Source organism: Halotolerantifilum yawarlongkerapense (genome assembly GCF_054506745.1).
On the sequence record NZ_CP199719.1, the window covers coordinates 2,505,356 to 2,517,640 of the forward strand.

General features: G+C 56.5%; 14 protein-coding genes. 12 read left to right on the top strand and 2 right to left on the bottom strand.

Annotation, left to right across the window (positions count from 1 at the left end):
• Positions 1-179 precede the first annotated feature (179 nt).
• The 3 genes from ACULM0_RS12315 to ACULM0_RS12325 are packed head-to-tail and all read left to right on the top strand — an operon-like array spanning position 180 to position 1,954.
• Positions 180-602 (top strand): MarR family winged helix-turn-helix transcriptional regulator, encoded by a 423-nt coding sequence (locus ACULM0_RS12315; protein WP_463677833.1) that lies wholly within the window; start codon positions 180-182, stop codon positions 600-602.
• Between the two features lie 26 nt (positions 603-628).
• Positions 629-1,228 carry a nitroreductase family protein gene (locus ACULM0_RS12320; RefSeq protein WP_463677834.1) on the top strand — a complete coding sequence of 200 codons (600 nt, stop codon included), beginning with the start codon at positions 629-631 and terminating at the stop codon, positions 1,226-1,228.
• A gap of 27 nt (positions 1,229-1,255) precedes the next feature.
• Positions 1,256-1,954: a pirin family protein gene (locus tag ACULM0_RS12325; protein WP_463677835.1), complete on the top strand. Its 699-nt coding sequence runs from the start codon at positions 1,256-1,258 to the stop codon at positions 1,952-1,954.
• Positions 1,955-2,069: 115 nt separating this feature from the next.
• Here ACULM0_RS12325 and ACULM0_RS12330 read toward each other — a convergent pair whose 3' ends face one another.
• On the bottom strand, positions 2,070-3,098 hold the full coding sequence (locus ACULM0_RS12330) for an NAD(P)H-dependent flavin oxidoreductase (protein WP_463677836.1): 1,029 nt from the start codon (positions 3,096-3,098) through the stop codon (positions 2,070-2,072).
• Between the two features lie 220 nt (positions 3,099-3,318).
• Between ACULM0_RS12330 and ACULM0_RS12335 the strand changes: the two genes are divergently transcribed.
• From ACULM0_RS12335 to ACULM0_RS12375, 9 genes are all read left to right on the top strand, one after another.
• Entirely contained in the window at positions 3,319-4,140 is an 822-nt protein-coding gene (locus tag ACULM0_RS12335) for a Rossmann-like and DUF2520 domain-containing protein (RefSeq protein WP_463677837.1), read from the top strand.
• Between the two features lie 5 nt (positions 4,141-4,145).
• The gene (gene panB, locus ACULM0_RS12340) at positions 4,146-4,979 is read left to right on the top strand and encodes a 3-methyl-2-oxobutanoate hydroxymethyltransferase (protein ID WP_463677838.1); all 834 of its coding nucleotides are present in this window, start codon (positions 4,146-4,148) and stop codon (positions 4,977-4,979) included.
• Positions 4,980-4,994: 15 nt separating this feature from the next.
• On the top strand, positions 4,995-5,879 hold the full coding sequence (gene panC, locus ACULM0_RS12345; protein ID WP_463677839.1) for a pantoate--beta-alanine ligase: 885 nt from the start codon (positions 4,995-4,997) through the stop codon (positions 5,877-5,879).
• Positions 5,860-6,243, top strand: coding sequence for an aspartate 1-decarboxylase (panD, locus tag ACULM0_RS12350; RefSeq protein ID WP_463677840.1), 384 nt, complete (start codon positions 5,860-5,862; stop codon positions 6,241-6,243). The genes panC and panD overlap by 20 nt, the downstream gene beginning before the upstream one ends.
• Before the next feature lie 90 nt (positions 6,244-6,333).
• Positions 6,334-7,242: a UDP-N-acetylmuramate dehydrogenase gene (murB, locus tag ACULM0_RS12355; RefSeq protein WP_463677841.1), complete on the top strand. Its 909-nt coding sequence runs from the start codon at positions 6,334-6,336 to the stop codon at positions 7,240-7,242.
• Positions 7,232-7,981, top strand: coding sequence for a PHP domain-containing protein (locus tag ACULM0_RS12360; RefSeq protein ID WP_463677842.1), 750 nt, complete (start codon positions 7,232-7,234; stop codon positions 7,979-7,981). The genes murB and ACULM0_RS12360 overlap by 11 nt, the downstream gene beginning before the upstream one ends.
• The gene (gene rapZ / locus ACULM0_RS12365; protein ID WP_463677843.1) at positions 7,978-8,835 is read left to right on the top strand and encodes an RNase adapter RapZ; all 858 of its coding nucleotides are present in this window, start codon (positions 7,978-7,980) and stop codon (positions 8,833-8,835) included. The genes ACULM0_RS12360 and rapZ overlap by 4 nt, the downstream gene beginning before the upstream one ends.
• A 2-nt stretch (positions 8,836-8,837) precedes the next feature.
• Positions 8,838-9,821 (top strand): gluconeogenesis factor YvcK family protein, encoded by a 984-nt coding sequence (locus tag ACULM0_RS12370; protein ID WP_463677844.1) that lies wholly within the window; start codon positions 8,838-8,840, stop codon positions 9,819-9,821.
• A gap of 171 nt (positions 9,822-9,992) precedes the next feature.
• Entirely contained in the window at positions 9,993-11,375 is a 1,383-nt protein-coding gene (locus ACULM0_RS12375) for a tryptophanase (protein ID WP_463677845.1), read from the top strand.
• A 22-nt stretch (positions 11,376-11,397) separates the two neighbouring features.
• Here the strand turns inward: ACULM0_RS12375 and ACULM0_RS12380 are convergent, their stop codons facing one another.
• Entirely contained in the window at positions 11,398-12,198 is an 801-nt protein-coding gene (locus ACULM0_RS12380) for a CPBP family intramembrane glutamic endopeptidase (protein ID WP_463677846.1), read from the bottom strand.
• Positions 12,199-12,285: the final 87 nt, after the last annotated feature.

Below are 12,285 nucleotides of genomic sequence, written 5' to 3' on the forward strand. Positions count from 1 at the left end.
TTGAATGACGATCAGTACGATATTTCTATTGTACCTCAGTGGGGTGGATCTAGACAACGGGATTGACGGATCCTGAAAGAATTGTAAAGCAAACGAGAATAAATATCAATCATTGTCTTGACATCAAGATATATAGATGCTACAATTACCTTGATTTCAAGATAAAAGGGGTGGAAAGAATGAGCCAAAAAGATTTGAAAATCGTTATCGCCATGGCCAGGGCCTACAATGATCTGTTCTCACGTATAGAAAAGAACGTTAGGGGACAGGGTCTGGGCATCAGTGAGTTTGGTGTACTCGAGCTCCTCCTGCACAAGGGAGATCAGCCCGTCCAAAAAATCGCCGAGAAAATCCTGGTGACCAGTGGGACCATGACCTACGTGGTCGATAAACTGGTGAAGAAAGGACTCGTCCATCGCAAGAAATGCGTAAGCGACGGGCGCATCACCTACGTGAGCCTGACGCCTGAGGGTCTTGATCTGATCACCAGGGTGTTTAAAGACCACGAGGCCTTTTTACAGGATTCATTTGATAACCTGGACGAAGTCGCGAAAGAGACACTCATCCATTCCCTCAATCATATGAGAAAACACTTGAGATAAATGAAAACGATGACAGGAGGTCCACCATGAACAAAGCACTTTTTGAAGCTGTTGAAACAAGGAGAAGCGTATACGCACTGAAGAAAGATTCACCGATTTCCGAGGAAAGAATCGTGGCGATCGGAGAACACGCGGTCAAGCACACGCCATCGGCCTTCAATTCTCAGAGTGCCAGGGCCGTCTTCCTCTTTGGCGAACACCATGATGCACTGTGGGATCTGACGGAAGGGGCCCTCAAGCAAGTCGTGCCAGAAGAGCAGTTTGACACCACGCGCGAGAAGATCGACTCCTTCCGAAAGGGCTACGGTACCGTGCTCTTCTTTGAAGATGGCAAGGTGGTCCAGACGCTACAGAAACAGTTTCCGCTATACAGCGACAACTTTCCCAAGTGGTCCCAGCAGTCCTCGGGCATGCTACAGTACGTCCTTTGGACGGCGCTGGCCAGCGAAGGCCTGGGGGCCTCGCTCCAACACTATAACGAGCTGATCGAAGACGAGGTGAAGGGCAATTGGAACCTGCCGAAAGAGTGGGAGCTCATTGCCCAGCTACCCTTTGGAAGCCCGGCGGCAAAGCCAGCTGAGAAGACGTTTGTGGAGATTGACAAGCGACTGAAAGTTTACCGCTAGAGCAGAACCCTTCTAGGAGGTGATGAGATGATCAAACGATATGATCACAGAGAGATGGGCACCAGCGATCGCGGGTGGCTGAAGAGTCTCTTCCATTTTTCCTTTGCCGACTACCGAAACCCCGAACGTATGGGCTTCGGAGCGCTTCGGGTGGTGAACGATGACCTGGTAGCGGCGGGTGGCGGTTTTGACCTCCATTCCCACCGGGACATGGAGATCTTGTCCTATGTGGTGGAAGGGCAGTTGACCCACGGGGATAACATGGGCAATCGACGGACCATCGGCCGTGGCGATGTCCAGTACATGAGCGCCGGCACGGGTATCATGCACAGTGAGCACAACGGTGGTGACCAGACCCTGCGCTTTCTCCAGATCTGGATCCAACCGGATCGGAAGGGGCATACGCCCGACTATGGGGATCAGCATTTTGATCTGGAGGACCGGTTGAACCGTTGGCTGGTCCTCGCCTCCGGTCGTCAAGAGGAGGCGCCCTTCCATCTGCGTCAGGATGCATCGGTCCGCGTGGTCGAGCTGGAAGCCGCACAGGAAATCGCTTTTGATCTGGCGGAGGGCCGTCAGGCCTATCTCGTGCAGATCGAGGGATCCTCGACGGTCAATGGTCTTGAGGTTCAGATGCGGGACGCCCTGGAGGTCGTGGGAGAATCTATACAGATTCTAGCCTTAGAAGCGTCGCATCTCTTGCTCATTGAAATGGCGAGCGCGTGACAGAAAAAAAAGAGGACTCTACCGGAGTAGAGGCCTTTTTTCGTGGAAAGAAGAAGAAGGAGATGGACACAGGTCCGTCTCCTTCAGAGGGGAAGAAAAACAATAGGCTGTACGTTTATGGGAAGAGGCGCTGGATGACGGTCGCCACATCGGTCAATTCGTGTAGGTCCGACGCTCCTTCGCCCATGAAGATCAAACCTTCATCCACCCGTCCCTCGACCGCGGCCACCAGGGCCTCGGTAATACAATAGGGTGTATCGGCGGGATTACATTTTTCTATGCACTGGTAACAGCTCTTGATCGGAATCTTGCCCTGGAAGGTGCGGGCGATGAAAGGGTTCTTCAGCGCGCGACCGGGCATGCCCAGCGGGCTATTGACGATTACGATGTCCTCGGCTCGTGCCGAGAGGTAGGCCTCTTTATAGGCGATATCTGCATCGCACTCCACCGTGGTCACAAAGGGAGTGGACACTTGAACGCCCCTGGCACCCAGGGCAAAAGCATGTTGGATTTTCTCCGGCGTGTGGTAACCGCCTGCCGCGATGATTGGGTAGCGGCCATCCGCATGGGTCACCACTTCCGTGAGCAGGGCATCTGTATCGATGGTCCCGGCCAGATCAGACGCTGAAAATCCGAGGTGGCCACCGGCCTCCGGTCCCTCGAAGATCACAGCGTCCGGTTTGCGATCGTACCGCTTCGTCCACAGCTTTTCGATGAGGGCGAGGGCTTTTTTGCTCGACACAATGGGAATGATCTTGGTGGTCGATCCCGCCACGAGCTCCGGTAGTTTCTTCGGTAGCCCGGCCCCGGTGATGATCAGATCGATCTTCTCCTCGACGGCCGTGCGGACCAGTTCTTCATAGTGCTTCGTGGCCTGGAGCAGATTGACACCCAGGATCCCATCGGGACACAATTCGCGTGCCGCTCGAATGGCTTTCACGAGACCGCGACGGTTGGCCTCACGGTGGTTGGTTCGAAAATCAGGTTCTCTGTATCCCGGCTGAGCGCCGGAGATCACGCCGATCCCACCCGCTGACGCCACGGCGGCGGCGAGCCGCTCCATGGAAACGCCGATGCCCATGCCCCCTTGGATCAGGGGCAGGCGAGGGGTGAGATCGCCGATCTTTAACGTAGGGTAAGTCAAGACGATCATCTCCTTTATAAGGGAAGTATACAGGAGAAGGGGACAGGTGTCAACGCCAAGTGTTATAACCAGGTCATAAAATTTGACAAAGTCCCTTTCTATGATAAAATGTCCTCGGATAGTATCTCTCTAGGGAGAACTGTACCCCAGGTGAAGTAGTGAACGCGAGCACGCGCGAGGACCCAGGGGTTCTTGCGTCTTTTTTTTGGAGGTGAAGGTAGTGGTCTTGGGTTTTATCGGTGCCGGCCGCGTGGCCATGGCACTGGGTCGTTTTCTGACGGAAAAATTTGGACACAAGGCCCTCTTCTATTCCAGGAATGTGGCTTCCGCCATGCGCTGTGCTGAGAACGCTTACGGTGGCGTGGAGATGGACCTAGCGGAAATTGCCAGGCATTCGGATCTGCTCTTCATCAGCACGGGCGATGACGCCATCGGCAAGATGGCAGATCAACTGGCCGAAGAGACAGAGCGCCCGATTCCCGTGCTGCACTTCAGTGGCTCGCTCACCTCAGCGGTGCTGGCACCGCTGGCGGCGAAAGGGCATCCCACCGGTAGTCTGCATCCCATCTGGTCCTTCGCTGGCGAACCGATCGATCGATTGCCCGCGATGACCTATGAGGGTTCAGAAGAAGGGTTCGCGGCGGTCGGTGGTCTCCTGCATCAGGAGACCGGGCGGATCATGCGGCTCGAGGCAGAGGACAAAGTGCTCTACCATGCGGCCTGCGTGATGCTCTCGAACAATCTCTCCGCTCTCCTCTCGTCGGCCTTCGGGCTACTCGATGAGATCGGTCTTGAAGAGCCGGGCGCTTTTACCCCCCTGATCCTGGGCACGATTGAGAATTACCTACGCATGGGCGACGCGGGCCTCACGGGTCCCGTTCGCCGCGGTGACCGCGAAACGGTGGCAGCCCACCTCGCGGCACTGCCGCCAGAGCAGGCGGCCATCTACCGACTGCTCGGTGAGAAAACCCTCAGGATGAGCCGGGAGGCGGGTCTCGACGAAGCGTCGGCGCGCGACCTCGCCGTGCTATTTGAAAGGTGATCAGAATGAAGAAAGCATTTGGCACCAGTGATTTTTTAAAGAAAAAACAAGCCGGAGAGAAGATCTCCATGTTGACAGCCTATGATTTTACAATGGCCCGCCTCCTCGACGAAGCGGGGGTAGACACGATTCTGGTCGGCGACTCGCTGGGCATGGTGATGCTCGGTTATGAGGATACGCTCAAGGTGACGATGGAGGACATGATCCATCACACGAAAGCCGTCGCCAGGGGACGCAAGCAGGCCTATCTAGTGGCCGACATGCCCTTTCTCAGTTACCACGTTAGCGTGGAGAAGGCCATTGAGAACGCAGGGCGCCTGATCACAGAAGGCGGCGCTCAGGCGGTCAAGATGGAGGGCGGCTTCGATATAATCGACAAAATAGCAGGCGTGATCAAAGCGCAGATCCCCGTGGTGGGACACCTGGGCCTAACGCCTCAATCGGTCCATAAGTTTGGTGGCTTTAAGGTGCAGGGAAAAGATGAAGCGGCGGCCCGTCAGATCATTGATGAGGCGCTAGCCCTGCAAGAGGCTGGTGTCGTGGCCATCGTGCTCGAGTGCATACCCGAGAAACTGGCTACACTGGTCTCGGAGAAACTCCAGATACCGACCATCGGTATCGGTGCCGGTGCCGGTTGCGACGGCCAGGTCCTCGTGCTCCAGGATTTCCTCGGCCTCTACGGTGAGTTCCTGCCCAAGTTCGTCAAGCGTTACGCCCTACTGGGTGATCAGATCAAAGAAGCCACGAGAGCTTACATCGAAGAAGTAGAAGAAGGGACGTTCCCCGCCAAGGAGCACACCTTCTCCATGGACGAGACGCTTCTCGAGAAATTATACTAAAGGATTGTGATATCCATGCAAATTATCAAAACGATCGCGGGCTACCGCGAATGGTACAAAGAGCATGAAAAGGAGTCGATCGGTCTGGTCCCCACGATGGGGTACCTGCACGAGGGACACCTTTCGCTCGTGCGCGCATCGAAAGACGAATGCGAGCGGACTCTCGTGAGCATATTTGTTAACCCGACGCAGTTTGCACCGGGAGAAGATCTCGATACGTACCCGCGTGATCTCGAGAGGGATTTGGCCCTGCTAGAGCCCTTGGACGTGGATATCGTCTTCATCCCCTCGGTGGAGGAGATGTACCCCGACGGCCCCCCCCAGATCACGACTAAGGTCTCGGGTCCCATGGCGAATATCCTGTGCGGCGCCTCGCGCCCCCACTTTTTTGGCGGCGTGACGACCGTGGTGGCCAAACTCTTTCACATCCTGACCCCCACGAAGGGATTCTTCGGTCTGAAGGACTATCAGCAAACGGCGATTCTCAAGCGTATGGTGAAGGATCTCAACTTCCCCGTCGAGATCGTCGGGTGTCCCATCGTTCGCGAGGAAGACGGTCTGGCCATGAGCTCGAGAAATGCCTATCTCAACGGAGAGGAACGCCGGCAGGCCCTGTCGCTTTCGAAAGGCCTGGACCTGGCGGAGGAACTGATCCGGAAGGGGGAAAAGGATCCCGAAGTGGTCCGCAGGGCCATCGACGACCTGTTGGATACGCAGACGGCCGTGCAGGCGGATTACATCGAGATCGTCGATGGCGCCGACCTGAGGAGAAAAGAGCGGATCGAGGGCGACGTCCTCGTGGCACTGGCGGCCTGGGTGGGCAAACCCCGGCTCATCGACAATCGACTGATCAAGAGCGATTCATATAGAGGTGAAGAGAATGTTATTAACGATGTTTAAAGGTAAGATCCACCGCGCCACCGTGACCGAGGCCAACCTCAACTACGTGGGCAGCGTGACCATTGACTCCGACCTGCTGGAGGCCTCGGGGATTTTACCCGGCGAGCGCGTCCAGATTGTCAACAACAACAACGGCTCGCGGCTGGAGACCTACACCATCAAGGGCCAAGCGGGATCGGGCATGATCTGCCTCAATGGAGCGGCGGCCAGGCTCGTTCAACCCGGTGATAAGGTGATCATCATCGCCTACGCCATGATGGATGCGGAGGAAGCGAAGACCTTCGAACCGAAGGTGGTTTTCGTGGACGACGACAACAAACCCGTGGAAATTTCAAACGAAGAGCACCACGGCGAGATCAAATAAGGGGGAAGAGGGACGAGGTGTCCCTCTTTTCTTTTTTTAAACCGGTCTACGGTGTATACTGTTAGGAGAGAATAAATGAAGAGGTGACTTATGGAACAAAGGATAAAATATTTAAGGGAAATCGTTAAAAATGGATCGCTCCTGCCGGCGGAGCCAATGTCGGGCCATACTTCCTTCAAGATCGGGGGACCTGTGGATCTGATGGTGTTACCCCGGGGCATGGAAGAGCTCGAGGCCGTGCTGCGCTACCTGCAGGAACAAGGGCTCCCCTACCGGGTGATGGGCAACGGATCGAACCTCTTGGTGCGCGATGCGGGTCTCGACGGGATCTTGGTGAAGATTGCCGACAACCTGTCACACCACCGCATCGGAGGGGAGACGGTGGTGGCCGAGGCTGGCCTGCTTCTGTCGACGCTTTCGAAGCTGGTCAAGCGGGCCTCGCTAACGGGCCTCGAGTTTGCCTCGGGAATCCCCGGGACCCTGGGCGGCGCGGTCTTCATGAACGCCGGCGCCTACGGCGGTGAAATGAAGGATGTGATCCGCACCGTGCGCATCATGGATGACCAGGGCGAGATCAGGGACCTTGGTGTGGAGGAGCTGGCGCTCGGATACCGGGATAGTATCTTCCACCGGAAACCCTGGACCGTGCTCTCGGTGACACTCGACCTCAAAAGGGGCGATGAGGACAAGATCGCTGCGACCATGGCCGAGCTGACACGGCTGCGCACCACCAAGCAACCCCTCGATCTGCCCAGCGCCGGTAGCATGTTCAAAAGACCCCCCGGTTACTACGCGGGCAAGCTCATCGACGATTCCGGCCTGCGGGGGTATCGCTACCGCGGGGCCCAGATTTCTGAAAAACACTGTGGTTTCGTGGTGAACAGGGGTGGGGCCACCTGCGAAGATGTGCTGACCCTCGTCGCTTCGGTGAAGAAGGTCGTGCGCGATACGTACGGAGTGGACCTTGAGATGGAGGTGCGTCCCTTTGGTGAAGATTAACGCAGATTTTCATGTGCACACGCATTTATCCGATGGCAAGAGCAGCCTCGAGGAAAACATCGAGTTCGCCCGGGAGAAGGGAATCCTCAGGCTTGGGATCGCCGACCACGGGCCCGGCCATCAGTTTTACGGCATTACCCTCGATCAGTTCAGAGAATTGCGACGAGCGATCGACGTTCATAACGCCAAGGGTGAGCCCCCAAGGCTCTACCTGGGCATTGAGGGGAACCTACTGGGCACCGATGGGGCCCTGGATATCGACGACGCTTGGCGGGAGGTGGCCGATTACATCATGGCCGGCTATCATTTCGGTTCCAAGATTCGCCGGCCGGCGGACCTGGGACTGCACCTGGTCAATGCCCTCGCGAGAAGGCTAGCTTTTTTAAAACCCTACTCCAATCGGTTGAACACCCGGGTGCTCGTGAATGCGGTGAAGCGGAACCGAATCGATGTGCTGACCCATCCCGGAGCAAAAGGGGAGATCGATGTGGTGGCCGTGGCCGACGCCTGTGCCGAGTCCGGTACGATCATGGAGATCAACGGGGCCAGGCACGGCTACTTGCGCGTAGAGGATCTGGTGCTTCTGGTCGACCACCCCGTACAGCTGATCCTCGGTTCCGATGCGCACCTTGCCGTGGGCATCGGTGATTTCGACGGTGCGATCCACCGGGCCGAGGAGGCGGGGATTTCGTTGGACCGATTGCAGAACCATTCATTTTTGAAGGGGGAGAAGGCATGACCATCACGATCATCACGGGACTGTCCGGTGCAGGCAAAAGCCAGGCCAAGAAGGTCTTCGAAGATCTGAACTACTACTGTATCGACAACATGCCGCCACCCATGGTCCGGCATTTTGCCGATCTGATCAAGGAGAACGAGGACCTGGAGAAGATCGCCCTGGTTCTGGATATCCGGGGACGCTCCTTCTTCTCCGACCTCGATGCTGCCCTGAACTGGCTGGAGGAGAAGGAGATCAAGCATAACATCCTGTTTCTAGAGGCTTCGGACGAGGTCCTCGTCAGGCGCTTCAAAGAGGCCCGGCGCTCCCACCCCATCGATCCTTCCCTCCGTCTGGAAAAGGCCATCGATAAGGAGCGAAAGGAACTGGAGAGCCTGCGGCTCAGGGCTGATGCGATCATCGATACTTCTTCTATGAACCTGGCTGCTTTGAAGAAAAAGGTGCGCTACGTCATGGACGAGCGTGAGGATTCCGAGGGTGATATGCAGTTGCAGCTCGTTTCCTTTGGTTTCAAGCGTGGCGTCCCAACGGATGCAGATTTTATCTTCGACCTGCGCTTTCTACCCAACCCCTATTACGTGGAGACCCTACGCCACCTCTCGGGGAACGATGTGGCAGTCCAGGATTACGTGATGCAGTTTGAGGAGAGCGTGGGCTATTTCGAGCGAATCAAGGATCTACTCGGTTTCGTGATACCCAAGGCCCGCGCCGAGGGACGACAACAGCTGGTGATCGCCGTGGGTTGCACGGGCGGTCGGCACCGCTCGGTGACCTTTGCAAATCACCTCTCCCGAGTCCTCAAGGATGAAGTGGGCGATGTCCAGGTCGTTCACCGTGATCTGAAGGAGGCCTAGAAGTGGACAATCTAAAGATCGTGGCCATCGGAGGGGGAACGGGACTATCGATCTTGCTTTCCGGTCTGAAGAAAGTGAGTTACGATCTCGTCGCTGTTGTGGCGATGGCCGATGACGGTGGCGGTAGCGGTGTGCTCCGGGAGGACCTCGGTATGTTGCCACCGGGAGATATCCGTGCCTGTATCATCGCGCTGGCCAATACGGAGCCCGTCATCGAGCAGCTGATGCAGTATCGGTTCACCGAGGGGCGTCTCAAGGGACAGAGCTTCGGGAACCTTTTCATCGCAGCTATGAACGGTATCAGTCAGAATTTCGAAGAGGCGATCCGCAAGATGAACGACGTGTTGGCGGTGACCGGCAAGGTGCTCCCCGTCACCCTGACGGATCTCCGCCTGGCAGCCCACCTCTCCGATGGTAGCGTTGTGGAGGGCGAGTCAAAAATTCCCAGCGCCGTGAAATGTCGAAAGGCGCGGATCGAACGGCTCGAGGTGATTCCGGCCGATGCGCCGGTCCTCACCGAAGTGCTTGAGGAGATTGCAGCGGCCGATGTGGTGCTCGTGGGCCCCGGGAGCCTGTACACCAGCGTGCTTTCCAATTTACTTTTGCCCGAACTGGTGACCGCACTCGAGCGGACCCATGCCAAGAAAGTATTCATCACCAACGTGATGACCCAACCGGGCGAAACGGATGGTTTCGGTGCCTGGGACCACATGAAGGTGGTCGTTGACCACATCGGTTCGAATCCCTTTGATCATGTCATCGTGAACAATCGATCGCTCCCCGAGGACGTCCTCGCCCTCTACGCGGAGGAAAACTCTTATCCTGTCCGCTTCACCGAATCGGATGATGCGGCCTTCAAGAAAAATGGCGTTTGCCCCCTCGTGGGTCCCTACGCAGAGGTGGTCAAGCACTACATCCGTCACGATGCCGAGGCGATCGCCCGGCGGGTTGTGGACCTACCGGCGACCAAGCTTTACAAAAAGTGAAGCACGTATACAAAATTATTTTAATTCTCTGACGGTTCGTGTATACTATAGATGCACGGACCGTCTTTCAATGTCCGGTTGTATGGATAGCTCAGAAGGAATGACATTGGGATTTGCGAGGCGATCGCTTTCAAAAAAGTCCCCAACCACACATTGAGGAGGAATTAGAAAATGGCAAAGAGAATCGCAGAACCATTCAAAATCAAAATGGTGGAGCCGATCCACCAGATCCCCCGCGAAGAGCGGATCAAGCGTCTGGAGGTAGCGGGGCACAATCCCTTCAGCCTCAAGGGTGAAGATGTGTACATCGATCTCCTGACAGACTCCGGAACCGGTGCCATGAGCGATCGCCAGTGGGCGGCGTTGATGATGGGTGACGAGAGTTACGCGGGAAGCCGTAGCTTCTACCGGCTCGAGGAGATGGCGAGTAAAATCACGGGATGCAAGTACATCATCCCGGCGCACCAGGGACGCGGTGCCGAGCAGGTGGTCTTCCCGAACCTAATTAAAAAACACGGGGACTACGTGATCAGTAACATGCACTTTGACACCACGAAGGCCCACGTGGAGATCGCCGGTGGACGCGCGATCAACGTGATCGATGACAAGGCTTTCGATACGGAAACGTACGACGATTTCAAGGGGGACTTCGACCTGGCCCTTCTCGAATCGACCATCGAGGAAAAGGGTGTTGAGAATGTTGCCGCTGTCGTGGTGACGGTCACCTGTAACTCGGCCGGTGGACAGCCCGTGAGCATGGCCAACATCCGTGCGGTACGAGAGATCGCCAAGAAGTACGATCTCCCCGTGATGATGGATGCAGCCCGTTATGCGGAGAACGCCTACTTCATCAAGCAGCGCGAAGAAGGATACGCCGACAAGTCGATCCTAGAGATTTCCCAGGAGATGTTCAGCTATACCGACGGATTCATGATGAGTGCCAAGAAAGATGGCCTCGTGAACATGGGTGGACTGATCGGGATCATGGATGACGAGGAACTTTACACGGCATGCCGATCCACCATCGTCCCGATGGAGGGTTTCCCAACCTACGGCGGTCTCTCCGGTCGTGATATGGAGGCCTTGGCCGTGGGACTTGAAGAGGGTCTTGACGAAGCATATCTCGCCTACCGCATCGGGCAGGTGGCCTACCTCGGAGACCGACTGAGAGAAGCGGGTATCCCGATCCAGTACCCAACAGGTGGACACGCGGTATTCGTCGACTGTAAGAAGATCGCACCTCATATCCCTTACCACGAGTTCCCGGCCCAGGCTGTTTGTAACGCCGTTTACATCGAGTCCGGTGTACGCCCCGTGGAAATCGGATCCTTCCTCCTCGGACGGGACCCCGATACGGGTGAGCATTTGGAATCGCCGCTGGAGCTGATGCGCCTGACGATCCCGAGACGCGTGTACACCAACGACCACATGGACGTGGTGGCCGACGCTGTGATCAAAGTCTTCGAAGAGCGCGACTCACTGAAGGGTTTCACCTTTGATTATGAGCCTAAGGTACTCCGTCACTTCACGGCCCGCCTGAAGCCCATCGAGTAAAAGAGAAAGCACAAGGGACACGTCATCCGACGTGTCCCTGTTGTTTTTTTGACGCGGGCTCGCACAAGAGATTTCGTCCGAAGAAGTGAAGGACGAGGAAGGTCATCATGGCCTCGACAAGCAGGGCGGCAAGGGGGGGGGCATCGCGGAGGACTTCTCTGGCCGCATTGCCTCCACCGTGGTACAGCAAGACCACAAAAGGGGTGGATCTGGGTAAGCGCTGGAGCCAGGCGTAAAGTGGACTGGCCAGCACAAGAGCGCTGAAAAAGACAATACCTGCGGTGGACCATAGTCCGATCCCCGCCTGGTAGGTCCCCTTCAGGAAGAAGAGCGGTAGATGCCAGAATCCCCAGACGATACCTATGATGAGCGAAGCGACGAGCGGAGAATGGTGGTCCTCGAGGGCGCGCTGGCCGTAGGCGCGCCACCCCACCTCTTCCAGGGCGCCGAAGACCAAGCCGATCCATAGAAAGTTGGCTATCCCAGGTGAGAAAAGTGGGTCGGGTCTTTCCGGGGCGATCAGGGCTGGTAGAAGGGATAGGGTGAGGAGAGCCAGCAGGCCGATGAAGAGACTCGGTCGGGAGCCCCCCCTCGGATCGAAGCAAGCTTTCAAATGATCACCTACCAGCTCGTCGCCGCCTTCTAGGAAGAGAAAGGACAAGGCGACCAAAGCGGGGCCAAGTCCTGCGATCGTCATGGGGAGTGCGCCTGGGAAGGCAGACCAAGGCCACTGAAAGAAATAGAGGAGGGCGTACCATGACCAAGACCAAAGAAGCGTGGCGATCAGGTAAGGATAAGGATGATGATAGGGAATTCTTTTCACGGCTTTCCTTCCTTTCTCTGCCACCTGATCCTATCACGCGAAAATGGGGAGAAACCCTTAAATTTGAACGGGAGGACGTGGTAGTTC